Genomic DNA, 24,480 nt, shown 5'->3' with positions numbered 1-24,480 from the left:
CGCCGAGCTCGGCGGACGGGGCCGGCCGCCGGGGCCGGCCGGGGAGGTCAGCCGGCGGGGCTGGCGGCCGGCTGGTTGGGGTCGGTCTCGGCCGCCGTGCTGGTGGGCGCGGGGCTGGCCGAGGCGCTGCCGGTGGTGCCCAGGGTCTTGCCCGCGTTGGCCTCGTTCACCCACTTCACCAGGTTGTCCGGGGTGATGTCCTCGGTGCCGTTCTTGGGGTAGATCGGCTTGCCGTTGAGCAGCACGGTCGGGGTGGAGGTGTAGCCGGACTTGTCGAAGTCCTGCTCCACCGCCGAGACCCAGCTGCCGAACTTGTTGCTGTTGACGCACTGCTCGAAGGCGGGGGTGTCCAGACCGGGGACCTGCTTGGCGAGGGTGATCAGCTGCGACTTGTCCTTCCAGGGGTCGACCGTCTCCTGCGGCTGGTTGCGGTACAGCACGTCGTGGTAGGCCCGGAAGTACCCGGCGTCCTGGGCGCAGGCGAGCGCGTTGGCGCCGTTCTTGGAGCCCTTGCCGCCGTCGTGCCGGTCGATGAACGAGACGATGTGGTAGTTGCCGTAGAGCTTGCCCTGGTCCTGCAGCTGGTCGATGGTCGGCGCGAACTCGCGCTCGAACTGGCCGCAGGCCGGGCAGCGCGGGTCCTCGTAGACGGTGAGCGTGGAGGGCGCGTTGGCCGGGCCGTCCGGGATCACCAGGTTCTTGTTGCCGATCGCGCCGGCCGGGGCCGCGCTGGGGGTGTCCGAGCTGGAGCGGTTGCTCTGCACCGCCACGCCGATGCCGACCGCCACCGCCAGCACCGCCAGCACCGCGCCGAGCACGATCAGCTTCTTCTTGCGCGCGTCCCGCGCCTCCTGGGCGGCGCGCTGCTCGCGCATCTGGTCGCGGGCCGAGCGCTTGCCTTCTCGGTTCTTCTCACTCAATGTCTCTGTCGATTCCAGGAGGTTCGGTTCGGGGACGGCGGCCGGCCCGGGGCAGCGGCGCACCGGCCGACGGCGGACCGGGCCGGCGCACGGCACGGCCGGAGGGCGGACGGGCGGACGAACGGGTGGGCGGACGAACGGGGGGCGGACGAACGGACGGGCACAGGGGCGGGGCCGGTGGGCTAGGCCGCCAGCCAGGCGTCCACCGACGCCTTGGAGCGCGGCCGCAGGATCAGCCAGAGCGCCAGCAGCAGGAACCCGCAGTCGCGCAGGATCTCCTGGAGGTACTGGGTCTGCGAGGCGTCCACCGCGCCGCCGCCGCCGAAGCAGCCGCAGTCGATCGAGATGCCGCGCGCCCAGGCGGAGGTGATGCCGGCGATGAAGGTCAGCAGCAGCACCGCGGAGATCACCGCGGCGATCCGCACGCCGAGTCCGATCACCAGCAGCAGGGCCAGCGCCAGCTCCAGGAAGGGCAGCCCGTAGCCGACGGGTTTGACCAGCCCCTCGGGCAGGATCCGGTAGGCCCGCACCGCCTGCGCCGCCACCGCCGGATCGGAGATCTTGGCGAGGCCGGCCCAGGCCCAGACCACGGCGAGGCCCAGCCGCACCGCGGTGCTGATCCACTCGGCGGCCGGGGGCTCGATCACCCGCCCGACGGCCCGCCGCAGCCCGGACGGTGACGGTCCGTCGGCCCGGCCGCTCGGCGACGCCGGTGGACTGTGCTGCTGACTGGCCATCTGATGAACCCCCTCCGAGGACGTCGGCCGCCCGACGGGTCGACCGCCGCGGCTACCTGACGAACCGTAGGGGATATCGGAGGATTCCCGCACATTGCCCTGTTCGCCCGAAAGAGTGAGTATGGCCTACCTGTCCCGTTTGACCGCCTGGCCGTGCCGCTGCGCGCTGCCGTGCTGGTCCGCCTGGTGCGCGGCGCGCTCGGCGCCCCGCCGGGCCAGCGCGTGCCCCACCGCGTGCTCGCTCCCGAAGGCCGCGGCCAGCACCAACGCCGCGGCGGCGGCCCTGAGCAGTACGGCGCGATGCAGGAAGGCCACGGCGGGTCCCTTCGGACGATCGGCTTCAACGGCGGCGAGCGGTACACGAACGGCGACGGCCGGAAGTGTTCCCCCTGCCGCACCAGATGCAACGCCCGGCCCGGGTCGATGACACGTCAGGCGCTCAGAGTTCACCCGAACGGGGAGGGTCACGGCCGCCCACGACGACGGCCCGTCACTCCTACGGCGGAGTGACGGGCCGTCAGTGCCCCTGGGGAGCACCGTGCTCGGTGTACGGCGGTCAGCGCTTGCGCACGCCCGCCGCGAGGTCGGCGGCCAGCGCGCGCACCGCGGCCAGCGCCGCCGGCTCGTCGCCCCCCGCGTCCAGGATCCGCTGCACGAAGGCCGAACCGACGATCACCCCGTCGGCGAAGCCGGCCACCTCGGCGGCCTGGGTCGCGGTGGAGACGCCCAGCCCCACGCAGACCGGCAGGTCGGTGGTGGCCCGGGTGCGCGCGACCAGGTCCTCGGCCAGCTCGCCGACCTGCGCGCGACTGCCGGTCACGCCCATCACGGCCGCCGCGTAGACGAAGCCGCTGCCGGCCGCGGTGACCTGCGCCAGCCGCCGGTCCTGGCTGCTGGGGGCGACCACGAAGACGGTGGCCAGCCCGTGCGCCTCGGCCGCCGCGCGCCACCCCTCGGACTCCTCGACCGGCAGGTCCGGCAGGATCGCCCCCGTGCCGCCGGCCGCGGCCAGGTCGGCGGCGAACCGCTCGACGCCGTAGCGGTCCACCGGGTTCCAGTACGTCATCACCAGCACCGCGGCCGCCGGGTGCGCCGCGGCGACCTCCTCGACGGTGCGCAGCACGTCCTTGATCCGCACGCCACCGCGCAGCGCGATGTCGTCGGCGGTCTGGATGGTCGGGCCGTCCAGCACCGGGTCGGAGTGCGGCAGGCCGACCTCGACGATGTCGCAGCCGCCCTCCAGCAGCGCGTTCACCGCCCGGATCCCGCCCTCGACGCTGGGGAAGCCGGCCGGCAGGTAGCCGATCAGCGCGGCCCGGTCCTCGGCCTTGGCGGCGGCCAGGATGCCACTCAGCTTGGTGTTCATGCTCAGTTGCTCCCGGTGGCGTTGGCGGCGTCGTCGTAGAGGCCGAAGTACTGCGCGGCGGTGTGCATGTCCTTGTCGCCGCGGCCGGAGAGGTTGACCAGCAGGACCGCGTCGGGGCCCAGCTCGCGGCCCAGCACCAGCGCCCCGGCCAGCGCGTGGGCGCTCTCGATGGCCGGGATGATGCCCTCGGTGCGCGAGAGCAGGCGCAGCGCCTGCATCGCCTCGTCGTCGGTGACCGGGCGGTACTCGGCCCGGCCGGTGTCCTTGAGCCAGGCGTGCTCGGGGCCGATGCCCGGGTAGTCCAGGCCGGCCGAGATGGAGTGGCTCTCGACGGTCTGGCCGTCCTCGTCCTGCAGCACGTAGCTGCGCGCGCCGTGCAGCACGCCGGGCTCGCCCTTGGTGAGGGTGGCCGCGTGGCGCGTGGTCTCGACGCCCTCGCCGGCCGCCTCGCAGCCGACCAGCCGCACGCCGGCGTCCGGGATGAACTCGTGGAAGATGCCGATGGCGTTGGAGCCGCCGCCCACACAGGCGACCACGGCGTCCGGCAGCCGGCCGGTGCGCTCCAGCACCTGGGCGCGGGCCTCCACGCCGATCACCCGGTGGAAGTCGCGGACCATGGCCGGGAAGGGGTGCGGGCCGGCCACCGTGCCGAACAGGTAGTGGGTGGTGTCGACGTTGGCGACCCAGTCGCGGAACGCCTCGTTGATGGCGTCCTTGAGGGTGCGGCTGCCGGACTTCACGGCCACCACCTCGGCGCCGAGCATCCGCATCCGGGCCACGTTGAGCGCCTGCCGCTCGGTGTCGACCTCGCCCATGTAGATGGTGCACTCGAAGCCGAAGAGCGCGCACGCGGTGGCGGTGGCCACGCCGTGCTGGCCGGCGCCGGTCTCCGCGATGATCCGGGTCTTGCCCATCCGGCGGGTGAGCAGGGCCTGGCCCAGCACGTTGTTGATCTTGTGCGAGCCGGTGTGGTTGAGGTCCTCGCGCTTGAGCAGCACCCGCGCGCCGCCGGCCTCGGCGGAGAAGCGGTGCACGTCGGTGAGCGGGCTGGGCCGGCCGGTGTAGTCCTTGAGCAACAGTTCGAGCTCGGCGGCGAAGGCCGGGTCGTGCTTGGCCTTCTCGTACTCCTCGGCGACCTGCTCGACGGCGGCGACCAGCGCCTCCGGGATGAAGCGGCCGCCGTAGGCGCCGAAGTAGCCCCGGGCGTCGGGGACCTGCGGGCCCGGCAGGTGATCGTTCGTGGACATGGGTGATCCTCGCGTGGTGGCGTGACGTGGTGGCGTGACTGCGGATCGGAACGGCGTGGTCAGCCGTGCGTCCGGCGCCATCGCGCGCCCGGCACCTGCCCGGGCTCGCAGCCGATCACGTACCGCACCCGCCGACCCAGGGCCCGGCGCGCGGGCGCCCGGCAGCCGCGCGGGCGGCAGCCCTTCTGGAGTCGGGTGGCGATGGCCATGGCGGTGGGGTCAGCTCCGGCCGTTGTTGCGCAGCGCCGGGTGGGCGCCGGCGGCGACCAGGTCGGCGACGGCCGACTTCGGGTCCCGGCCGGTCACCAGCGACTCGCCGACCAGCACCGCGTCGGCGCCCAGGTTGGCGTAGGCGATCAGGTCGTGCGGGCCGCGCACGCCGGACTCGGCGACCTTGACGATGTGCGCGGGGATCGCGTCCACCACGTTGCCGAAGGTGTTGCGGTCCACCTCGAGGGTCTTCAGGTTGCGGGCGTTGACCCCGATGATCCGGGCGCCGGCGTCGACCGCGCGGGCGATCTCCTCCTCGTCGTGCACCTCGACCAGCGGGGTGAGGCCGATCGACTCTGCCCGCTCGATCAGCGAGACCAGCGCGGGCTGCTCGAGCGCCGCGACGATCAGCAGCGCCAGGTCGGCCCCGTGCGCGCGGGCCTCCCAGAGCTGGTAGGCGGTGACGATGAAGTCCTTGCGCAGCAGCGGGGTGTCCACCGCCGCGCGCACCGCGTCCAGGTCGGCGAGCGAGCCGCCGAAGCGGCGCTGCTCGGTCAGCACGCTGATCGCGGCGGCGCCGCCGGCCGCGTAGTCCGTGGCGAGTGCGGCCGGGTCGGCGATCGCGGCCAGCGCGCCCTTGGACGGGCTGGAGCGCTTGACCTCGCAGATCACCCGCACGCCCTCGCCGCGCAGGGCGGCCACGCCGTCCTTGGCGTCGGGCGCCTTGGCGGCCAGCTCCTTGAGCTCGTCCAGGGAGACCTGGGCCTGCCGCACCGCGAGGTCCTCACGGACCCCGTCGATGATCTCGTCGAGCACGCTCATGCGCTGGCGCCCCCATCAATCTGCTAGCCGGACGATGCAGTGGGCGGCGCGGAGTCGAAGCGGATTCGAACGGGTTCCACGCCCCTGTCGGCAACTCGATGGTATCGGCACCGGGGCGCGCGGGGCGCATCCGCCCGGCGCGCGTCTCGCGGAGCGGACCGGGCGCTGAGCTGCGGGGCACGGCACGGTCCACGCCCGCACGGTCCCCGCCCGGACGGGCCGGGCGCCGGGCTCAGACCAGCGGGGGCGCCAGCCAGCCACCGGCCGGCAGGTTGCGCAGGACGGTGAAGGCCACCATCAGAGCGATCAGCGCCAGCACGTGCCGCAGTCCCGGTGAGAAGCCCGGCGGCGCCTGGCGGGTCAGCGCCGCCCGGGCCCAGCGCACCCACAGCACGCCCAGCACCCCGAAGAGCGCGACGGCGAGCAGGTTGTCGTGCACGGCGACGCCGAGCTCGCCGCGGGTCAGCGCGTGCACGCAGCGCAGGCCGCCGCAGCCCGGGCACCACCAGCCGGTCAGCTGCAGGAAGGGGCAGGTCGGGTAGTGGCCCGGGCTGTTCGGGTCCACGGTGGCGACGAAGGCGGTGGGCAGCGCCACGGCGGCCAGGGCGCTGAGCGGGGAGGCGAGGCGGCGCAGCGCGCCGGGGGCGCCGGCCGGGGTACTGGGGGCGGTCACCCGCTGATTGTGCCCGCTGCGGGGGTGCGCTGCGTTACGCCGCGCGGGTGAAAGGCAGCGGACCGGGGCACCGGGCGCCCGCCGCCTCGAGGGGCGTGGGCCCGGTGCCCCGGTCCGGGAACACCAGCGGCGAGCGTTCGCTCGCCCGTCGCGCGGGGCGCGACCTGCGGGTCAGGCGCCGACGGTGACGGCCTCGCGCGCGGTGGCGGCCTCGCGCAGCTTGCGCTGCTCGGCCTTGATCGCCTCCACGGCGGGGTCGGGCTGCTTGCCCATCCCGGCCATCGCCATCGCCTTGCTGACGACACCTGCGGCCACCACGACCACCATGCCGACCCAGAAGAGCGGGATCGAGGGCATGATCATGGCCGCGCCGCTGACACAGAAGCCGACGAACGCGATGGCCGCGCCGGTCCAGGCTGCGGGGGTGTGTCCGTGGGATGAAGCCGCCACTGGGTACTCCTTGGTTCTGCGGTCCTACCGGGGTTCCGGCCAGGCCCTGCGGGAAAGCTTCCCTGACCGGCCTCGGCGGATTGTCACTCTCCATTGTTGCGGACGCCGCTCGGGGGCCCCAAGCCGGGTCCGAGTGAGGACGGTCACGCACGACGCGAGGTTGACGCCCGCCCACCGCGGGCAGCCCGCCGCCCGCGGCTCACCGTCCGGCGGTGGGGTCCTCGCCGCGGTCCAGCGCCTTCCACAGGTCCGCCGCGCTCTCGCGCTCCTCGGCCCGCGCCGGGGCCGGGGCCTTCGCCGCACGGGCTCCGGCCGCGGCCGGGGCGTCGTAGCGGGTGCCCATGGTGGGCCAGTGCCGGCCGCGCGTGAGGGTCAGCAGGCCGGCCGCCGCCAGCAGCAGCCCGCCCAGCGCCGCCACCCACGGCCAGGCGGTGTGGCTGACCTGCTCGGCCGTGGTGCCCAGCAGCGCGAGCTTGCGGGCGGCGGCCGCGTCCACGGTGGAGCTGTCGCCCGCGCCCAGCGCGGCGGCCACCGCCGTGCCCAGGCCGGCCAGCGTCACCAGCGCGCCCACCGCGAGCCGCCCGGCCCCGCGCACCGCGAAGATCGCCACCGCCGAGGCCAGCCCGACCAGCGCCAGCGCCCCCGGCAGCCCGGAGACGTCGCTGCCGGTCGCGCTGACCGCCAGCTGCCCCGCGACCTTCCCCTGCGCCCAGGTCCGCCCCACCGAGACCAGCACCAGCACCGCGCCGGCCAGCGTGAGCAGCAGCATCACCAGCAGCGTGCGGCGCTCGCCGCCACCGGCGGCGGGAGCGGCGGGCGCGGAGGCGAGGGGAGGAGCGGCGGGGGCGGCGGCAGGCGGGGTAGTCACCCGTCCACTATCCCCCGAGTCCGCCCGATCCCGGCCACCGGGTCCGCGCCGGCCCCGGGGCGCCGCTCACACCACCGGCCTGCGCAGGGTGTTGGCGGTGGCGACCGCGCGCAGCACGGCGGCGGCCTTGTTGCGGCACTCGGTGTCCTCGCTCGCCGGGTCGGAGTCGGCGACCACGCCCGCACCCGCCTGCACGTAGGCCGTGCCGTCGCGCAGCACCGCCGTGCGGATCGCGATCGCGGTGTCGGCGTCGCCGGCGAAGTCGAGGTAGCCGACGCAACCGCCGTACAGGCCGCGGCGGGTGGGCTCCAGCTCCTCGATGATCCGCATCGCGCGCGGCTTGGGGGCGCCGGACAGGGTGCCGGCGGGGAAGCAGGCCGTGAGCACGTCGAAGGCGGTGCGGTCGGCGGCGACCTGGCCGGTGACGGTGGAGACGATGTGCATCACGTGGCTGTAGCGCTCGACCGACATGAAGTCGACCACCTCGACGCTGCCCGGGGTGCAGACCCGGCCCAGGTCGTTGCGGCCCAGGTCGACGAGCATCAGGTGCTCGGCGCGCTCCTTGGGGTCGGCGAGCAGTTCGGCGGCCAGGTCGGCGTCCTCCTGCGGGGTGGCGCCGCGGTGCCGGGTGCCGGCGATCGGGTGCAGCATCGCCTGCCCGTGGGTCACCTTGACCAGCGCCTCCGGGCTGGAGCCGACCACGTCGAAGCCGCCCTCGGCCCCGCCGTCCGGGCCGGGGAAGCGGAAGAGGTACATGTACGGGCTGGGGTTGGTGGTGCGCAGCACCCGGTAGACGTCCAGCGCGCTGGCCGGGCAGGGCGCCTCGAAGCGCTGCGAGGGGACCACCTGGAAGGCCTCGCCGGCCCGGATCCGCTCCTTGACCTCCTCGACCGCGGCCCGGTAGGGCGCGCCGCCGAAGGGCGAGTGGGCCTCGGCCGCGACCGGTGTGAAGGTGGCCAGGCCCGGGTCGACCGGCTTGAGCAGCTCGGCCTCCATCGCGTCCAGCCGGGCCACCGCGTCCTCGTACGCCTCGTCGACGCCGCTTGCCAGGTCGTTGTGGTTGACCGCGTTGGCGATCAGCAGCACCGTGCCGTCGACGTGGTCGAGCACCGCCAGGTCGGTGGCCAGCATCATGGTCAGCTCGGGCAGCTTCAGGTCGTCGGGGGTCAGCTCGGGCAGCTTCTCCAGCCGGCGCACGATGTCGTAGCCGAGGTAGCCGACCAGGCCGCCGGTCAGCGGCGGCAGGCCGTCGTCACCGTCGCGCGGGGTGTGCAGCGCCTCGACGGCCGCGCGCAGCACCGCCAACGGGTCGCCGGTGCGCGGGATGCCGACCGGCACGGTGCCCAGCCAGCGGGCCCCGCCGTCCGGGCCGGTGGTCAGGGTGGCGGCGCTGCGCACCCCGACGAACGAGTAGCGCGACCAACTGCGGCCCTGCTCGGCCGACTCCAGCAGGAAGGTGCCCGGGCGCTCGGCGGCCAGCGAGCGGTAGAGGCCGATCGGCGTGAGGCCGTCCGCCAGGAGCCGGCGGGTGACCGGGATGACCCGGGTGTCGGCGGCGAGCTTGCGGAAGACGTCACGGTCCATGGCGGGGGCACCGAACTCTCTGGAGGATGCGGGCGGGTGGGGTCAGCGGGGCAGCAGGACGTCTTCGTCGAAGCAGGTCCGGGCGCCGGTGTGGCAGGCCGCGCCGACCTGGTCGACCTGGACCAGCAGGGTGTCGCCGTCACAGTCCAGCGCGACCGACTTCACGTGCTGGAGGTGGCCGGAGGTGTCGCCCTTGACCCAGTACTCGCTGCGGCTGCGGCTCCAGTAGGTGCAGCGCCCGGTGGTCAGCGTCCGGTGCAGCGCCTCGTCGTCCATCCAGCCGAGCATGAGCACCTCGCCGGTGTCGTACTGCTGGGCGACCGCGGGCAGCAGGCCGTCCTCGGTGCGCTTGAGGCGGGCCGCGATCGCCGGGTCGAGCGCGGTGCTGCCGGGGGCGGCGGGGGTGTCCTGGGATGCGGATGACATGCGGACATTGTGTCAGGCGATCTCCGCGAAAGCCGCCCCGCGGGCGGGCTCGCTGCGGGATTCTGATGCCCATGACCCCGCCGCTGACCCAGCCCCCGACCCCGCCCGCGCGCCCCGGCCGCCGCCTGCTCCCGCTCGTGGCCGTCCTGGCCCTGCTCGGCGTCGGCGCGCTGCTGCTGGCCCTGCTCTGGCCGGCCGCGAAGAAGCCGGTGGCGGCGCCCGCGCCGCCGCCCTCCCCCAGCGCCTCGCCCTCGCCCTCCCCCTCGCCCAGTCCCAGCAAGGTGGTGCCCTACCCGTACTTCGCGATCGGCACCTGCGTGAGCGTGCCGCAGCTCACCCCCGGGCTCCCGCAGGCGCAGGCGGGCGACTGCGGGCAGTCGCACGACGGTCAGGCGATCGGCAACCCGGTGCTGCCGGACGGGCTGACCAAGGAGAGCCAGATCGGCCAGGCCCTGCTGACCGCCTGCCGGCCCTTCGTCGACGACTGGCGGACCCGGCAGGGCGACGGCACCTGGTTCGCCTTCCCGGTGGGCCCCTCGCTGGTCTTCTACGACCAGGGCTGGCGCGACGCCACCTGCCTGCTGACCGCGGCCCAGCGGCCGGGCGGGCAGAAACTGACCGCCCCGCTGAAGAACTGACGGCCCGTCAGCCCTTCAGCGGGTGGCGGCCGGTCAGCGGACCGGGTGGCCGGCCTCGCGCAGCGCGCCCTTGACGTCGCCGATCGTCAGGTCGCCGAAGTGGAAGACCGAGGCGGCCAGCACCGCGTCCGCGCCGGCGGCGACCGCCGGCGCGAAGTCGGCGAGCTTGCCGGCCCCGCCGGAGGCGATCACCGGCACGGCGACCCGCTCGCGCACCGCGCCGATCATCGCGAGGTCGTAGCCGTCCTTGGTGCCGTCCGCGTCCATCGAGTTGAGCAGGATCTCACCGGCGCCCAACTCGGCGGCCCGCTGGGCCCATTCGACCGCGTCCAGGCCGGTGCCGCGGCGCCCGCCGTGGGTGGTGACCTCGTAGCCGGAGGCGGTCTCGGTGCCCTCGGGGCAGCGCCGGGCGTCCACCGACAGGACCAGCACCTGGCGGCCGAAGCGCTGGGCGATCTCGGCGATCAGCTCCGGGCGGGCGATCGCGGCGGTGTTGACGCCGACCTTGTCGGCACCGGCCCGCAGCAGCCGGTCGACGTCCTCGACGGCCCGGATCCCGCCGCCGACGGTGAGCGGGATGAAGACCTGCTCGGCGGTGCGGCGCACCACGTCGTAGGTGGTCTCCCGGTCACCGGACGAGGCGGTGATGTCCAGGAAGGTCAACTCGTCCGCGCCCTGGGCGTCGTAGAGCTTGGCGAGCTCCACCGGGTCGCCCGCGTCGCGCAGGTTCCGGAAGTTGACGCCCTTGACCACCCGGCCCGCGTCGACGTCCAGGCAGGGGATGACTCGAACGGCCAGGGTCATGGTGTGCTGGTGCCTTCCACAGAATTCGCAGGGTTCGCCAGGGAGTTCGCGAGTCCGACCCGGTGGGCGTCGAGCTCGACCTCGACCATCATCCGGGAGTCGATCAGGCCCTCCACCACGACCATGGTGGCGGCCGGACGGCTGGCGTCGAAGAGCAGCCGGTGCGCGCGACCGACCTCGTCGGCGTCCCGGACATGGGTGATGTACATCCGCGTGCGGATCACGTCCGCCGCGCTCAGACCGTACGCGGCCAGGGCGGTGAGCCCGACACCGAAGGCGGCCAGGGTCTGCCGGTACGGGTCGCCCTCGTGCTCGATCCTCCCGTCCACCCAGGCCGTGGAGCCGGAGACGTGGACGTAGTCGCCGGCGGCGACCGCCCGCGAGTAGCCGAACTGGTCCTCCCAGGGGGAGAATCCGGCGATACGGCCACGAACGATCTGACGGTCCGTCACAGTGACACAGCCTCCAGGGCCTCTTCGAGGGTGAACTTCTGCTCGTAGAGGGCCTTGCCCACAATCGAACCCTCGACACCTACCGGCACCAGGGTGGCGATGTCCCGCAGGTCCTGCAGCGAGGAGACCCCGCCGGAGGCGACCACGGGCCGGTCGGTGGCGGCGCAGACGTTGCGCAGCAGCTCGAGGTTGGGACCGGTCAGCGTGCCGTCCCGGTTGACGTCGGTGACCACGTACCGGGCGCAGCCCTCGGAGTCGAGCCGGGCCAGCACCTCGTAGAGGTGGCCGCCGTCGCGGGTCCAGCCGCGGCCGCGCAGCGTGGTGCCGACCACGTCCAGGCCCACCGCGATCTTGTCGCCGTGCTCGGCGATCACCTTGGCGACCCACTCGGGGGACTCCAGGGCGGCGGTGCCCAGGTTGACCCGGGTGCAGCCGGTGGCCAGCGCCGCGGCCAGCGACGCGTCGTCGCGGATGCCGCCGGAGAGCTCGACCTTGATGTCGAGCGCGGCGGTCACCTCGCGCAGCAGCTCGCGGTTGGAGCCGGTGCCGAAGGCGGCGTCCAGGTCGACCAGGTGCAGCCACTCGGCGCCGGCGTGCTGCCAGGCCAGGGCGGCGGCGAGCGGCTCGCCGAAGGAGGTCTCGGTGCCGGAGGCACCCTTGACCAGGCGCACCGCCTGCCCGTCGCGGACGTCGACGGCGGGCAGCAGTTCGAGGCGGCTCATGGTGTGCAACCTTCCAGGCTTCAGAGGGTGTTGACCCAGTTGGTCAGCAGGGCGGCGCCGGCGTCGCCGGACTTCTCGGGGTGGAACTGGGTGGCCCAGAGCGGGCCGTTCTCGACGGCCGCGACGAACGGCTGCCCGTGCGTGGTCCAGCTGACCAGCGGCGCGTTGATCCGCTCGTTGGTCACCTCCAGCTCCCAGCGGCGCACGCCGTAGGAGTGCACGAAGTAGAACCGGGCGTCGGCGTCCAGGCCGGCGAAGAGCCGGCTGTTCGCCGGGCGCTCGACGGTGTTCCAGCCCATGTGCGGGATGATCGGCGCGTCCAGCGGCTCGACCGTGCCGGGCCACTCGTCGCAGCCCGCGCTCTCCACACCGTGCTCGACCCCGCGCTCGAAGAGGATCTGCATGCCCACGCAGATCCCCAGCACCGGGCGTCCGCCGGCCAGCCGGCGGCCGATGATCTGCTCACCGCGCACCGCCCGCAGGCCGCGCATGCACGCCTCGAAGGCGCCCACGCCCGGTACCAGCAGGCCGTCGGCGTCCATCGCCTGCTGGAAGTCGGAGGTCACGGTGACGGTGGCACCGGTGCGCTCCACCGCCCGCTGGGCGGAGCGGAGGTTTCCTGATCCGTAGTCGAAGACCACGACGTTCTTGCCCATCGGGGTTCCCACTCTCCAGTCTCTAGAGGCGCATGAGGCCGGCGGCCAGGCAGAGCACCGAGCCGATGGCGAGCACCGCGATCACGCCCTTGGGCAGCTTCTGCTTCCAGAACGAGTACACCCCGCCGCCCAGGAAGAGACCGACGACGATGAAGAGCGTGGCCTTGTTCACAGTGCACCCTTGGTCGAGGGGAGGATGCCGGCCGCGCGCGGGTCGAACTCGGCGGCGTAGCGCAGCGCCCGGGCGAGCGCCTTGAACTGGCACTCCACGATGTGGTGCGCGTTGCGCCCGTAGGGGACGTGCACGTGCAGGGCTATCTGCGCCTGGGCCACGAAGGACTCCAGGATGTGCCGGGTCATCGTCACGTCGTAGTTGCCGATCATCGGCGCCATGCCGGCCGGCTCGGTGTGCACCAGGTACGGACGGCCGGAGAGGTCGACGGTCACCTGGGCCAGCGACTCGTCCAGCGGGACGGTGCAGTTGCCGAACCGGTAGATCCCCACCTTGTCGCCGAGCGCCTGCTTGAAGGCGGCGCCCAGCGCGAGGGCGGTGTCCTCGATGGTGTGGTGGGTGTCGATGTGCAGGTCGCCCTCGGTCTTCACGGTGAGGTCGAACAGGCCGTGCCGGCCCAGCTGGTCGAGCATGTGGTCGTAGAACCCGACGCCCGTGGAGATGTCGGTCTTGCCGGTGCCGTCGAGATCGATCTCGACCAGGACCGAGGTCTCCTTGGTGGTGCGCTCGATGCGCCCGGTTCGGGTCATGCGGTTACAGCTCCTTGATCACGGTGGAGACGGCGGCCAGGAAGGCCTCGTTCTCCTCGGGGGTGCCGGCGGTGACCCGCAGGTGTCCGGGGACACCGTTGTCGCGGATCAGCACGCCGTGCCCGAGGATCGCCCGCCAGACGGCGTGCGGATCCTCGAACGTGCCGAACTGGATGAAGTTGGAGTCCGACTCGGTGACCTCGAGGCCCAGCGCGCGCAGCGCCTCGACCAGCCGGTCGCGCTCGGCCTTGAGCCGCGCCACGTACCCGAGCAGGGTGTCGGTGTGCTCCAGGCAGGCGAGCGCGGTGGCCTGGGTGACCGACGACAGGTGGTAGGGCAGCCGCACCAGCTGCACGGCGTCCACCACGGCGGCGTCGGCCGCCAGGTAGCCCAGCCGCAGGCCGGCCGCGCCGAAGGCCTTGGACATGGTGCGGGTGACCACCATCAGCGGCCGGCCCGCGAGCAGCGGCAGCAGCGAGGGGCGGTGCGAGAACTCGACGTACGCCTCGTCCACGATCACCACGGTCGGCTTGACCGCCTGCGCGGCCTCGTAGAGCGCGAGCACGGTGGCCGCGTCCACGGCGGTGCCGGTGGGGTTGTTCGGGGAGCAGACGAAGAGCACGTCCGGACGGTGCTCGGCCAGCGCGGCGACGGCCGCGTCCAGATCGATGGTGAAGTCCGCCCGGCGCGGACCGGCGATCCAGCGGGTGCCGGTGCCGCGCGAGATCAGCTCGTGCATCTGGTAGGAGGGCTCGAAGCCCAGCGCGCTGCGGCCGGGGCCGCCGAAGGTCTGCAGCAACTGCTGGATGACCTCGTTGGAGCCGTTGGCCGCCCAGACCTGCGCCACGCCGCGCTCGAAGCCCGTGGTGCGGGTGAGGTAGCGGGCCAGCTCGGTGCGCAGCTCGACCGCGTCACGGTCCGGGTAGCGGTTGAGGGCGCGGGCCGCCTCGGCGACCCGCTCGGCGATCCGGGCCACCAGCGGCTCGGGCAGCGGGTAGGGGTTCTCGTTGGTGTTCAGCTGGACCGGGACGTCCAGTTGCGGGGCGCCGTAGGGCGACTGGCCGCGCAGCTCGTCGCGGACCGGCAGGTCGTCGATCTTCACGCGTCGGGAACCGTCCAGTCGCTGTGCAGGTCTAGTTCGCCTTCGGCAAAACGTGCCCGAACGGCGTCACCGTGACCGGGCAGGTCCTCGGCGTTCGCGAGGTTGACCACGTGCGCGGCGACCTCCGCCAGTGCCCGGCGGTCGTAGTCGATCACGTGGATGCCACGCAGGAAGGACTGCACGGACAGGCCCGAGGAGTGGCAGGCGCAGCCGCCGGTGGGCAGCACGTGGTTGGAGCCGGCCGCGTAGTCGCCCAGCGAGACCGGCGCGTAGCGGCCCACGAAGATCGCGCCCGCGTTGCGCACCCGGGCGGCCACCGCGGCCGCGTCCCGGGTCTGGATCTCCAGGTGCTCGGCCGCGTAGGCGTTGACCACCCGCAGGCCCTGCTCGAGGTCGTCCACCAGCACGGTGCCGGACTGCCGCCCGGTCAGCGCCTCGGTGACCCGCTCGCGGTGCTTGGTCTCGGCGACCTGGCGCTCCAGCTCCACCTCGACGGCGTCGGCCAGCGCCAGGGAGTCGGTGACCAGCACCGAGGCGGCCATCGGGTCGTGCTCGGCCTGGCTGATCAGGTCGGCGGCCACCTCGGCGGGCACCGCGCTGTCGTCGGCCAGCACGGCGATCTCGGTGGGACCGGCCTCGGCGTCGATCCCGATCCGGCCCTTGAGCAGCCGCTTGGCGGCGGCCACGTAGATGTTGCCCGGCCCGGTGACCAGGTTGACCGGCGCGCACTCCTCGGTGCCGTAGGCGAACATCGCGATCGCCTGGGCGCCGCCGACCGCGTACACCTCGCGCACGCCGAGCAGCGCGCAGGCCGCCAGGATCGTGGGGTGCACCCGGCCGCCGTGGTCCTTCTGCGGCGGCGAGGTGACCGCGATGCCGGGCACCCCGGCCTCCTGGGCCGGGACCACGTTCATCACGACGGAGGACGGGTAGACCGCCAGACCCCCGGGTACGTAGAGGCCGACCCGGTCCACCGGCACCCAGCGCTCGGTGACCGAACCACCCGGCACCACCTGGGTGGTGTGGTCGGTGCGGCGCTGCTCGTGGTGGACCAGCCGGGCGCGGCGGATCGACTCCTCCAGCGCGGCGCGCACCTTCGGGTCCAGCGTCTCGAGGGCGGCGGAGATCTCCGCCTCGGGCACCCGGGTGGAGCCCAGCCGGACCCCGTCGAACCGCTCGGTGAGCTCGACCAGCGCCGCGACCCCACGATGGCGTACGTCCTCGCAGATCGGGCGCACCTTCTCCAGGGCGGCCTCGACGTCGAACTCGGCTCGGGGCAGCAGGTCTCGCGGGTCCTCGAGGGAGCCGCGCAGGTCGATTCGAGAGATCACAGAGCCAGTGTAAGGAGTGACCGGATTCCCCGGTCCCGCATTTCAGTCCGTGATACGAAGGCTGAGACGATCGCACAGGAGGGGGAGCAGGGGTGGACGAGGCGCCGCGGGAGTGGAGCTCGGTCGAACGCAGGCTCTGGCGGGACTACCGCCACGGCGCCGTCTGCGACCTCAGCAGCGGGGATCCGGCCACCGACGACCCGGCCGATCCGGCCGGCTGGGGGCCCGCGCGCACGGTCCGCGCCGAGGTGCTGGCGCGGCTGCTGCTGGCCGGCCCGGGACCGGTGCCCGGCACGGTGCGCGGGCTCAAGCTCACCGGCGCGCTGATCACCGGACGCCTCGACCTGGCGGGCGGGGTGATCGAGTCCTTCGTCGAGCTGCGCGGCTGCCACTTCGACACCGGCGTGCTGCTCTCCGAGGCCCGGGCCGGCACCGTGCGCTTCGACGGCTGCTGGTTCCCCCGGCTGGACGCCTCCCGGCTGGCCACCGCCGGAGACCTGGTGCTGGCCCGCTGCACGGTCGCCTCCGGGGTGCGCCTGACCGACGCCCAGATCGGCACCGACCTGATCGCCAACTACCTGGTGGTGACCGGCGACCAGGCCGACCGGGCGTTCTCCGCCGACGGGCTGTCGGTGCACCAGGACTTCGAGGCCGACCGGCTGGTCTGCGACGGGCAGCTGAGCCTGCGCACGGCCCGGATCGGCGGCCGGCTCTCGCTGCGCGGCGCCGAGCTGCACGCCCGTCCCGGCCAGCGCAACTGCCTGGACGCGGCCCGGATCACCGTGGGCAACACCTTCTACCTGAGCGCCTGGGCCGCGGGCGCCCAGGCCGGCCGGGCCGTGACGGCGGGCGCCACGGCCGCGGCGAACGCCGACGCCGACGCGAACACCACCGCTGGGGCGAACGCCGCCGGCGCCGGTTCCGCCGCCGACCCGCACCGACTGGAGGAGATCGGCTACAGCCTGCCGCACACCGACCCGGGCCCGTACTTCCCCACCCGCACCGGCGGCGGTGGCAGCGACAACGACGAGGACAGCGGCTCGTACGGACTGCCGCAGACCCACGACCCACGCCGGCTGAACGAGCACGAGCCCGCGCCGCGCCTCACCTCGCGCCTGCCGCGCCAGAGCTCCCGGCAGCCCGCCCCCGCCCCCGCCCCCGCCGCCGGGATGTACGGCCAGGGCTTCGGCGAGGCCCCGCCGGCCGGCGGGCGCAGCATCCCCTTCCGCGCCTACGGCGGGGTCCGGCTGGAGGACGGGCGGTTCGAGAGCACCTGCCTGATCGCCGGCGCCGAGTTCCACCTGGGCGAGGGCCAGGAGCTGTCGCTGCGCCGGATCCAGACCCCCGAACTGCGCTTCACCTGCCCCACCCCGCCCACCGGCACGGTCGCGCTCTCCCGGGCCCGGATCGGCAACCTGGTGGACACCCCCGGCGCCTGGCCCGACAACGGCCGGGTCCGGCTGACCGGCTTCGCCTACGAGTCGCTGCGCCCGCCGGAGGACGTCACCTTCACCGCCCACCAGCGGATCGCCTGGCTCGACCAGGCGCTCGACAAGTACCGCCCCGAGCCGTACGAGCAGCTCGCCGCCGCGCTGCGCCGCGACGGGCGCGACGAGGACGCCCGGGTGGTGCTCTACGCCAAGCAGCGCCGCCGCCGCAGCGCCCTGCCGCTGCCCGGCCGGATCTGGGACCTGCTGCAGGACGTCACGGTCGGCTACGGCTACCGCCCCGGGCGCGCGGCGCTCTGGCTGGTCGCCGCCTGGGCGCTGGGCACCGTCTGGTTCACCGGCCACCAGCCGCCACCGGTCAAGCTCGACGAGCACCCGCACTGGAACGCGGCGCTCTACGCGCTGAGCCTGGTGCTGCCGATCGTCGACCTGGGCCAGGACGGCTGGGCGCCGGCCGGCTTCGGGCAGTGGCTGAGCGCGGCCCTGGTGCTCTCCGGCTGGGTGCTGGCCACCACGGCGGCGGCCGGCGCCAGCCGGCTGCTGCAACGCGGGTAGGGGGACGCTGATGCAGGACGGGACTCCGCCGGACCGCATACCCGGCGAGACGCCCGGCGAGCCGGCTGCCACTCCGCCGGCCGTCCCCCAACCCGCCGTGTCCCAACCCGCCGTGCCCCGGCCGGCCGCCCCCGAGCCGGGCTCGCGCGCGTGGCTGACGGGCGTGCTCTCCCGGCCGCCGGTGAGCAGCGCGCTGCTGGGCTGCTGGGCGCTCTGGGCCCTGATCGCCTTCGGTCAGGCCGTCGTCTACACCCCGCGCTCCGGCCAGGGCGAGCCCGACTACATGCCGCTGCTCACCTTCTGCTGGCTCTCCCTGGGGGTCGTCGTGGCCCAGGCGGCCGGCGTGTGGTTCCCGACGGACCAGGACGCGCCGATGGACGCGGCGCAGGCCCTGGCCGCCGCCCGTCGCCGGGCGGTGCGGCAGGCCGTCGGCGCCGGCTGGTTCTACGGGCTCGGCGTCGCCACGGCGCTCTCCGCCGTCGACCTCGGCGGGGCGACCCGGGCCGAGGTTTGCCTGCGGGTCGCCGAGCTGGCCGCCCGGGCCGGCGCCCTCGCCGCCGCCGCCGCGGTGATGCGTAGCGACTGGTTCGCCCGGCGCCACCCCCGCCTGAGCCGGGTCCTCACCGGCCGGTTCCTGCGGCGGCGGCCCCGGCAACGGCCCGAGCGGTAGACCCGGGGGTGGGGCGTTCCGGCCGGGACGCCACTACCCTGCACGGCATGCACCCCGATCCCTCGGCACCCTCCTCCCGGCCCGTCGCCCGGGCGGGGGCGGTGTGCGCCTACCAGGACCCCAGGGCGCACGCCGCCCTGGGCCACCGGCCGATCGCCTTCGTCGCCATGGACCTCTGGCACGCCCTGACCGCCCTGGCCATCGCCCCGGCCGCCGCCGAGGCCACGGCGGAGGCCCTGCTGCGCGAGATCGCCGCCGACGCCACCGACGCCGCCCTGATCCCCGGCAACGAACGCGCCCCGCACCAGGACCTCTGGGTCAGCGCCCCGGCCTACATCGGCGGAGCCCGCCGGGTCATCTGGTTCCAGCAGTCCCACCCCGGCGGCCCCCTCACCGCCTACTACGCCCCCGCCCCCCAACCGGGCCCCTGAGCCCTGGGCCGATGCGCTCTTCCGCATCAGTGGCCACAGTCGGCCCGGCGGAGCCTGGGCGACTCGGCGGCTACAGGCCCGCCCGGGCCAGCAGACGCTCCATGTGCTCGACGGGAAGGAACGGTGAGGCGGCGGCAGCCTCCGCGACGCGCTGCGAGGGGTCGGCGAGGAGCCGGAGCAGGGACCGGAGCGGGAGGTTGCCGTGGGGCGCGACCGCGCGGCGGACGCGGTCCTCGGGGTCGGCGGCCAGCTTCTCGGCGAGGTCCGAGGGCAGATCCGGATCGCGCGGCGCGAAGGAGCGGAGCCGGGGCTCAGGGTCGGTGGCGAAGCGGCGCAGGGCGGCCGGGGGGAATGTCAGGACCTCCTTCTTGTCCCACCAGAACGTGAACTTGTCCCCCCGGGGCCGGTAACGGCGCTCGATGCTCTCGGCGGTCGCGGGATCGACCAGGTGCGGGGCGCTGGACGCCATGGTGAGGCGCACCAGCTCCTCCTCGTCGTCGAGCAGTCGGGCCACCGCTTCGGCGGGAAGGACCCTGCTGGCGGCCGCGGAGACCCGGAAGCTGACGTAGGGCGAATCGACGTGCGGCACCGGATCGGCCGTCACCCAGGGCAGCCGCAGGATCCGCAGTTCCGTGGGCGCGAACTCGTTCTCGAACCACTCCAGGAGCGTTTCGTCGTCCGCGTCGTCCCCCGGGTCGGCCGTCGAACGTGAGAGCTCGTGAATCGAGGCGTGGATCTGCGCCCGCACGTGTTCTGGCGTATCCGGCCGGGCGAAGACCTTCACCCGGACGCTCAGGGCCGGATCGACGGCGAGGACGTCGCGAACGGACGGCGGCAGATCGGGATGCCTGGCGAGTTCAGCGCGAACCGTGCTGCTCGGATCCTCGGCGAGCCGCCGGAGAGTGTCCGCGTCGAGAACAGCGTGAATGACTGCGCCCGCCCGGGTCACCGGGTCTGCCAGCAGGGCCGACAGGAGGTCCGAGGGCGGTACCGGATGCGGCCGACGGGCGTAGTACGTCGAACAGGCCGCGGCGCGGACCGCGGCCTCGGGGTCGGTCAGCAGGATCCGGCGGATCGCTTCCGGTGCTTGTGTCCAGTGCTTCGCCAGCGCGGCCCGGATCGCGGGGTCGAGGTCGGCGACGAGGCGGGCCCGGAGGTCGGGCGGTGTGTGGTGGCCCCCGGCCAGGTACTCGCGGACCTGTCGGTCGGGGTCGTCGATGAGCTGTTCGAACATCGCCCTGGGCGCAGTCGCGGCGTGGACGACGAGCGCGGCCCGCACCGCCTCGTCCCGATGGGTGGCCAGTCGGACACGGAACCGATCCGGCAGCCGGTCGTTGAGCGCCAGGCCGTGCAGGAGCCAGTGGTCGTCGATCGCGATGATCTCGGCGATCATGTCCTCGGTCAGGTCCGGACGCTTCGCCACCTTCCCCATCCCCCGGCGCCATGCGAACATCCGCCGGACCATGGGAGCCGGCAGGGCGGCGTTCGTCGCCAACCCGTCCATCACCTCGTCGAGGTGAACCGGGGTCAGAGCGTCAGCGTCCATGCGGCCAGCATGCCAGGGGGGCTTCCGCACCACCGCCGCCGGCTCCCCCTCACCCGCGGTCGCCAACCGACCACGCGGATTCCGGTCGAGAATGCCGTGCCCGTCACCTCGGACAGGTCAAGCCCGGCCGGACCACCTCGCACCGCAGGCATACCGCTTCTGCCGAGAGGGCCGCCCGCCGGGAAGCCCCACCACACGTCAACGGCCCACCGGCGCAAGCCCGCCGGCCCCCGCCGCAGCCACGACCCGCTCCGCATCCACCACACCCGCCCGCCCGGTTGAAGTCGGCGGGTCCGACGTCTCACGCCGGGCACGAACAGCCGTTGCCCCTACTCCCCGCGTGCCGCGTACAGGTCGCGCAGCAGCGCGATCTCCGCGCCGTGGTGGAGCAGTTCCTGGTTGACCCACCAGACGATGTCCAGGAACACGTCCTCCGGGTCGCTGCCGTACGGGTAGCCGCTGTGCCCGACCGTGTCGAGCGCCGCGTCGTCCGCGGCGAGCAGGGCCGCGCGCCAGGCTGCCGCGCCGGTGCGCAGGGCGGCCACCGCCTCGGCCGCGTCCGCGCCGACCGGCACGTCCTCCCGGGTGAGCGTGCGGCTTCCCACCGTGTGGTCGGCGCGCAGGATCAGCATCTCGGTGAGGTGGCTCAGCCGCCAGGCCAGGGTGGTGAAGGGCGGCGGAACCGGGTGCGGGGCGGGTGCCCCGTCGCGTCCCCATGCGCCCGCTCCGTCCAGGACGGTCGCCCGCGGGCCGGGGCCGTCCGTGCGTCGCCTGACCGACCAGCAGCCGGGCACCGGCTCCCAGTGGTACTCCTCGTCGGTGAGCGGGACGACCTCGACGTCCGTCCCGTTGCCGCTGTCCACGACCGGACCCGCCAGGCGGTCCGCGAGGCGCTGGTACGCGAAGTCGAACTGCTCCAGCAACGGGACCAGGCGCGGCGGCGGCGTCATCGAACACTCCAGTGGTGGGCCGGCGAGCAGCGGCACGACCGGTCCGCCGCTCCGCACCCTGCCACACCCGCCCCAACCGGCACCCCCGATTTTCCCTGCGCACGCCGGCCCCACGCGCGGGCCTCCACCGGGGTTGCCCGGCGGGCTCCGGCGGGCGGCTACGCTGTGCGCCGTGACAGAACGGCTGCCGATCTTCCCGTTGAACGCGGTGCTCTACCCCGGTCTCGTGCTGCCCCTGCACGTCTTCGAAGAACGCTACCGACGGCTGGTCGCCGACCTCGTGGCCCTGCCCGAGGAGGAACCCCGGCGGTTCGGGGTGCTGGCCATCAAGGACGGCCGCGAGGTGGCGCCGGTGACCGAGGGCGAGGGCCCGGCCGGGCCGCTGGACGGCCTGGGCACCATCACCGGCGACCCGCTGGAGGCCATGCACCACATCGGCTGCGTCGCGGACGTCGCCTCGGTGAGCCCGCAGGCCGACGGGCGCTACGAACTGCTGGTCACCGGCACCACCCGGTTCCGGCTGCGCTCGGTGGAGACCGGCGGGCCGTACCTGGTGGGTGAGGTGGAGACGATCGAGGAGCAGCCCGGCGAGGGCGCGGGCGCGCTGGCGGGCGGGGTGGAGCGGGCCTTCCGGGCGTACCAGAAGCGGCTGGCCGGCGCCCGGCAGGCGAGCCTGAGCGGCGAGCAGGAGCTGCCCGACGATCCGCAGGTGCTCTCCTACCTGGTCGCGGCCGCCTCCGTGCTGGAGGTCCCGGTCAAGCAGCGGCTGCTCGCCTGCCCCGACACCGCCTCCCGGCTGAGCATCGAGCTGGAGCTGCTGCGCCGGGAGACCGCGGTGCTGGCCTGGCTGCCCTCGGTCCCGGCCGTGGACCTGACCCGGCAGGCGTTCAGCCCGAACTGAACGACCCGAAGCGACAGGGGACGCCCCATGGCGAAGAAGAGCGGCAGCGGCGGCAAGGGCACCCCCGCGACGGTGGCCCTGGAGGCGGCCGGCGTGCCGTTCACCGTGCACGCCTACGACCACGACCCGGCCGCCGCCTCCTACGGCGGCGAGGCCGCGCAGGCGCTGGGCGTCGATGCGGAGCGGGTCTTCAAGACGCTGGTGGCCGAGGTCGACGGCGCGCTGACGGTCGGCGTCGTGCCGGTCGCGGGGCAGCTGGACCTCAAGGCGCTGGCGGCGGCCGTCGGTGGCAAGCGGGCGGCGATGGCCGATCCGGCGGCGGCCGAGCGCAGCAGCGGCTACGTCCGCGGCGGCATCTCGCCGCTGGGGCAGCGCCGCGCGCTGCGCACCGTGCTGGACGCCGGCGCCCTCGACCACCCGACGATCTACGTGTCGGCCGGCCGGCGCGGCCTGGAGGTCGAGCTGGCGCCGGGCGACCTGCTGCGGCTGACCGGCGCCGTCAGTGCGGCGATCAGCCGGCGCTGACCGACCCGCCCGGCCGCCGGTCGGCGGGGTGCTGCTCGGCCGCACGCTCGTCCTCGCCCGGACGCTGCTCGGGCGTCCGGTCCACGGGCGCCTCGGGCCGTGGCGCGACCGGCGCGGCCGGAGCCGGAGCCGCGTCCACCGGCGGAGCCGAAGCCCCCGGCAGCGGCGGCAGGTCGGGCGCAGCCGGTCCGTCCGCCACACCAGACGCACCCGGCACGCCCCACACCCCGCCCCGCTCGACCTCGTCGTGCTCGTGCGCGTGCTCGTGCCCGTCCTCCCCCGCCAGCGCCCACGGCGTACCGGCCCAGTACGGCGGCGGGTCCTCCTCGCGCTTGCCCAGCGCCGCCGAGAGCCCCAGCAGCACCACCATCGCGGTCATCGGCCAGGCCAGCAGCGCGCCCTTGGCCCCCAGGTCGAGGGCCTCGTAGAAGGTGTGCCCGTCGCCGACCTGCTTGGCGTGACCCACCAGGTTCGTCGTCGGGCCCAGCGCGGCGCCCAGCTTCCAGGCGATCAGCGAGCCGAACAGGCCGCCGACCGCGAGCAGCACCGCGACCGCGATGCCGCCGCCGCGCTGCCGGGTGGCCACGAACGCGCCGCCCGCCGTGAGCAGGCCGAAGCCGACGCCCAGCAGCAGGAAGGTTCCGTCAGCGGCGGCCCGCTGCTCGCCCTCGGGGTCCACGTAGAGCACGCTCTGCCCGTGCACCACCAGCGGCACCTCGGGGGCCCACCAGAGCCAGAGCAGGCCCATGACCACGCCGAGCAGCAGGCAGACCAGCCCGATCGGGGCGGCCGTCCAGAGCTCGCGCAGTCCGCGCTGGAGTCGGGACGGCTGCTGCGGGGCGGGCGGCAGGAGGCCGGCGTCCGGCGGAGTGTTCGGTACGGTCACGGCTCCATCGTTTCACGCCGCACCGGCGGAACCGGCTAACGGGTCGTGGCGCGGCGGTAGGCCCAGGTCGCCAGGGTCAGCGAGAGCACCCCGACGGCGGCGCAGACGGCCAGGTCACCGGCGACCGCCGGCCAGTTCGGCCGGGCCGCGAAGGTCCGCGCGAAGGCCTCGACCCCGTAGGTCGAGGGCAGCAGGTCGCGCAGCGCGCGGATCGCCGCCGGCAGGTGGGAGGCGGGCAGCACGCCCAGCAGCAGCGCGGCGGACATGCCCAGCTGGCCGAGCATGGTGGCGATCTCCTGCTTGGGGGCGAGCAGCCCGCAGGCCGCGCCCAGCCCGGAGAGCGCCGCACCGGCCAGCGGCACCACCAGCAGCAGCACCCACAGGTGTGCCCAGGACAGGCCGAAGAGCGCGGCGCCCAGGCCTGCGGTGACCAGCGCCCCGGGCAGCGTGAAGGAGGCGTAGGCGCCGGCCGCACCGAGCACCACGGAGGCGGCCGGCACGGGCAGCGTCGCGTAGTGGTCCAGGCCGCCGGTGGCGCGCAGCCTGCCGAAGTACTGGGCGAGCAGGTTGAGGGCCACGAAGGCCACCACCAGCACGCTGGAGCCGGCCACCACCGCGCGGGCCGCCGGGTTGTCGCCGCCGTCCACGACCCCGCGCATCATCACCAGGATGCCCACCGACTGGAAGGTGGCCACGAACATCAGCGGGATCCGGGCCACCTTGGCCCGGGTCAGCTGCGCGCGGTAGACGGCCGCCAGCGCGGGCAGCAGCCGCGCGGCGGGGGCGAGCGGGGCGGCG

30 protein-coding genes are annotated in these 24,480 nt (G+C 74.4%); 6 read left to right on the top strand and 24 right to left on the bottom strand.

Annotated elements, in window-relative coordinates; translation table 11 throughout:
• Positions 1-47: 47 nt before the first annotated feature.
• From ABD323_RS06900 to hisI, 12 genes are all read right to left on the bottom strand, one after another.
• A complete protein-coding gene (locus ABD323_RS06900) occupies positions 48-920 on the bottom strand; it encodes a DsbA family protein (RefSeq protein ID WP_344440320.1) in 873 nt (290 codons plus the stop codon).
• A gap of 182 nt (positions 921-1,102) precedes the next feature.
• A complete protein-coding gene (locus ABD323_RS06895) occupies positions 1,103-1,657 on the bottom strand; it encodes a MauE/DoxX family redox-associated membrane protein (protein WP_344440319.1) in 555 nt (184 codons plus the stop codon).
• 126 nt (positions 1,658-1,783) lie between these two features.
• A complete protein-coding gene (locus ABD323_RS06890; protein ID WP_344440318.1) occupies positions 1,784-1,972 on the bottom strand; it encodes a hypothetical protein in 189 nt (62 codons plus the stop codon).
• Positions 1,973-2,213: 241 nt separating this feature from the next.
• A complete protein-coding gene (gene trpA / locus ABD323_RS06885) occupies positions 2,214-3,023 on the bottom strand; it encodes a tryptophan synthase subunit alpha (RefSeq protein WP_425555885.1) in 810 nt (269 codons plus the stop codon).
• Positions 3,024-3,025: 2 nt separating this feature from the next.
• Positions 3,026-4,270, bottom strand: a complete 1,245-nt coding sequence (gene trpB, locus ABD323_RS06880; protein WP_344440317.1) for a tryptophan synthase subunit beta — start codon at positions 4,268-4,270, stop codon at positions 3,026-3,028.
• 59 nt (positions 4,271-4,329) lie between these two features.
• Entirely contained in the window at positions 4,330-4,479 is a 150-nt protein-coding gene (gene trpM, locus ABD323_RS06875) for a tryptophan biosynthesis modulator TrpM (RefSeq protein WP_344440316.1), read from the bottom strand.
• Between the two features lie 10 nt (positions 4,480-4,489).
• Positions 4,490-5,302, bottom strand: a complete 813-nt coding sequence (gene trpC / locus ABD323_RS06870) for an indole-3-glycerol phosphate synthase TrpC (protein WP_344440315.1) — start codon at positions 5,300-5,302, stop codon at positions 4,490-4,492.
• A 232-nt stretch (positions 5,303-5,534) separates the two neighbouring features.
• Positions 5,535-5,975: a DUF2752 domain-containing protein gene (locus tag ABD323_RS06865; RefSeq protein ID WP_344440314.1), complete on the bottom strand. Its 441-nt coding sequence runs from the start codon at positions 5,973-5,975 to the stop codon at positions 5,535-5,537.
• Between the two features lie 171 nt (positions 5,976-6,146).
• Entirely contained in the window at positions 6,147-6,425 is a 279-nt protein-coding gene (locus ABD323_RS06860; protein ID WP_344440313.1) for an HGxxPAAW family protein, read from the bottom strand.
• Between the two features lie 199 nt (positions 6,426-6,624).
• Complete coding sequence (locus tag ABD323_RS06855) at positions 6,625-7,293, bottom strand: TIGR02234 family membrane protein (protein ID WP_344440312.1); 669 nt, start codon at positions 7,291-7,293, stop codon at positions 6,625-6,627.
• Between the two features lie 66 nt (positions 7,294-7,359).
• Positions 7,360-8,877, bottom strand: coding sequence for an anthranilate synthase component I (locus ABD323_RS06850; RefSeq protein ID WP_344440311.1), 1,518 nt, complete (start codon positions 8,875-8,877; stop codon positions 7,360-7,362).
• Positions 8,878-8,919: 42 nt separating this feature from the next.
• A complete protein-coding gene (hisI, locus tag ABD323_RS06845; RefSeq protein WP_344440310.1) occupies positions 8,920-9,303 on the bottom strand; it encodes a phosphoribosyl-AMP cyclohydrolase in 384 nt (127 codons plus the stop codon).
• Positions 9,304-9,374: 71 nt separating this feature from the next.
• Here hisI and ABD323_RS06840 point away from each other — a divergent pair, with 71 nt between their 5' ends.
• Positions 9,375-9,941, top strand: coding sequence for a hypothetical protein (locus ABD323_RS06840; protein WP_344440309.1), 567 nt, complete (start codon positions 9,375-9,377; stop codon positions 9,939-9,941).
• A gap of 33 nt (positions 9,942-9,974) precedes the next feature.
• On the opposite strand, the gene hisF is transcribed toward ABD323_RS06840, so the two are convergent.
• From hisF to hisD, 8 genes are read right to left on the bottom strand one after another with little or no spacing between them, the layout of a single operon-like run.
• Entirely contained in the window at positions 9,975-10,745 is a 771-nt protein-coding gene (gene hisF, locus ABD323_RS06835) for an imidazole glycerol phosphate synthase subunit HisF (protein ID WP_344440308.1), read from the bottom strand.
• Positions 10,742-11,197 (bottom strand): RidA family protein, encoded by a 456-nt coding sequence (locus ABD323_RS06830; protein ID WP_344440307.1) that lies wholly within the window; start codon positions 11,195-11,197, stop codon positions 10,742-10,744. Before ABD323_RS06830 ends, hisF begins: the two co-directional genes overlap by 4 nt.
• Positions 11,194-11,919: a bifunctional 1-(5-phosphoribosyl)-5-((5-phosphoribosylamino)methylideneamino)imidazole-4-carboxamide isomerase/phosphoribosylanthranilate isomerase PriA gene (priA, locus tag ABD323_RS06825; RefSeq protein ID WP_344440306.1), complete on the bottom strand. Its 726-nt coding sequence runs from the start codon at positions 11,917-11,919 to the stop codon at positions 11,194-11,196. Before priA ends, ABD323_RS06830 begins: the two co-directional genes overlap by 4 nt.
• 20 nt (positions 11,920-11,939) lie before the next feature.
• Positions 11,940-12,575, bottom strand: a complete 636-nt coding sequence (gene hisH, locus ABD323_RS06820; protein WP_344440305.1) for an imidazole glycerol phosphate synthase subunit HisH — start codon at positions 12,573-12,575, stop codon at positions 11,940-11,942.
• A 22-nt stretch (positions 12,576-12,597) separates the two neighbouring features.
• Complete coding sequence (locus tag ABD323_RS06815; protein WP_344440304.1) at positions 12,598-12,747, bottom strand: hypothetical protein; 150 nt, start codon at positions 12,745-12,747, stop codon at positions 12,598-12,600.
• A complete protein-coding gene (gene hisB, locus ABD323_RS06810; RefSeq protein ID WP_344440303.1) occupies positions 12,744-13,337 on the bottom strand; it encodes an imidazoleglycerol-phosphate dehydratase HisB in 594 nt (197 codons plus the stop codon). The genes ABD323_RS06815 and hisB overlap by 4 nt, the downstream gene beginning before the upstream one ends.
• Before the next feature lie 4 nt (positions 13,338-13,341).
• Positions 13,342-14,439, bottom strand: a complete 1,098-nt coding sequence (locus ABD323_RS06805) for a histidinol-phosphate transaminase (RefSeq protein WP_344440302.1) — start codon at positions 14,437-14,439, stop codon at positions 13,342-13,344.
• Positions 14,436-15,770, bottom strand: a complete 1,335-nt coding sequence (gene hisD, locus ABD323_RS06800) for a histidinol dehydrogenase (protein ID WP_344440301.1) — start codon at positions 15,768-15,770, stop codon at positions 14,436-14,438. Before hisD ends, ABD323_RS06805 begins: the two co-directional genes overlap by 4 nt.
• A 92-nt stretch (positions 15,771-15,862) precedes the next feature.
• On the opposite strand from hisD, the gene ABD323_RS06795 reads away from it, so the two are divergent.
• From ABD323_RS06795 to ABD323_RS06785, 3 genes are all read left to right on the top strand, one after another.
• The gene (locus ABD323_RS06795; protein ID WP_344440300.1) at positions 15,863-17,773 is read left to right on the top strand and encodes an oxidoreductase; all 1,911 of its coding nucleotides are present in this window, start codon (positions 15,863-15,865) and stop codon (positions 17,771-17,773) included.
• 97 nt (positions 17,774-17,870) lie between these two features.
• Positions 17,871-18,443 carry a hypothetical protein gene (locus tag ABD323_RS06790; RefSeq protein WP_344440299.1) on the top strand — a complete coding sequence of 191 codons (573 nt, stop codon included), beginning with the start codon at positions 17,871-17,873 and terminating at the stop codon, positions 18,441-18,443.
• Between the two features lie 47 nt (positions 18,444-18,490).
• Entirely contained in the window at positions 18,491-18,874 is a 384-nt protein-coding gene (locus ABD323_RS06785; RefSeq protein ID WP_344440298.1) for a hypothetical protein, read from the top strand.
• Positions 18,875-18,944: 70 nt separating this feature from the next.
• Here the strand turns inward: ABD323_RS06785 and ABD323_RS06780 are convergent, their stop codons facing one another.
• Together ABD323_RS06780 and ABD323_RS06775 are read right to left on the bottom strand one after the other, a co-directional pair.
• A complete protein-coding gene (locus ABD323_RS06780) occupies positions 18,945-20,420 on the bottom strand; it encodes a hypothetical protein (RefSeq protein WP_344440297.1) in 1,476 nt (491 codons plus the stop codon).
• 329 nt (positions 20,421-20,749) lie between these two features.
• Positions 20,750-21,370 carry a DinB family protein gene (locus ABD323_RS06775; RefSeq protein ID WP_344440296.1) on the bottom strand — a complete coding sequence of 207 codons (621 nt, stop codon included), beginning with the start codon at positions 21,368-21,370 and terminating at the stop codon, positions 20,750-20,752.
• A 172-nt stretch (positions 21,371-21,542) separates the two neighbouring features.
• Here ABD323_RS06775 and ABD323_RS06770 point away from each other — a divergent pair, with 172 nt between their 5' ends.
• Both ABD323_RS06770 and ybaK read left to right on the top strand, forming a co-directional pair.
• Positions 21,543-22,271, top strand: coding sequence for an LON peptidase substrate-binding domain-containing protein (locus ABD323_RS06770; RefSeq protein WP_344440295.1), 729 nt, complete (start codon positions 21,543-21,545; stop codon positions 22,269-22,271).
• A gap of 27 nt (positions 22,272-22,298) precedes the next feature.
• Complete coding sequence (gene ybaK / locus ABD323_RS06765) at positions 22,299-22,796, top strand: Cys-tRNA(Pro) deacylase (protein ID WP_344440294.1); 498 nt, start codon at positions 22,299-22,301, stop codon at positions 22,794-22,796.
• Here the strand turns inward: ybaK and ABD323_RS06760 are convergent.
• The gene (locus ABD323_RS06760; RefSeq protein WP_344440293.1) at positions 22,783-23,682 is read right to left on the bottom strand and encodes an ABC transporter permease; all 900 of its coding nucleotides are present in this window, start codon (positions 23,680-23,682) and stop codon (positions 22,783-22,785) included. The two genes, ybaK and ABD323_RS06760, sit on opposite strands and share 14 nt — an antisense overlap.
• 35 nt (positions 23,683-23,717) lie before the next feature.
• The coding region (locus ABD323_RS06755; protein ID WP_344440292.1) for an ABC transporter permease at positions 23,718-24,480 on the bottom strand (763 nt) is incomplete at its 5' end.

Source organism: Kitasatospora nipponensis (genome assembly GCF_039528135.1).
GTDB classification, from domain to species: domain Bacteria; phylum Actinomycetota; class Actinomycetes; order Streptomycetales; family Streptomycetaceae; genus Kitasatospora; species Kitasatospora nipponensis.
Note: the sequence above shows the minus strand (reverse complement) of the source record. Positions and strands in the feature narration are given on the sequence as shown.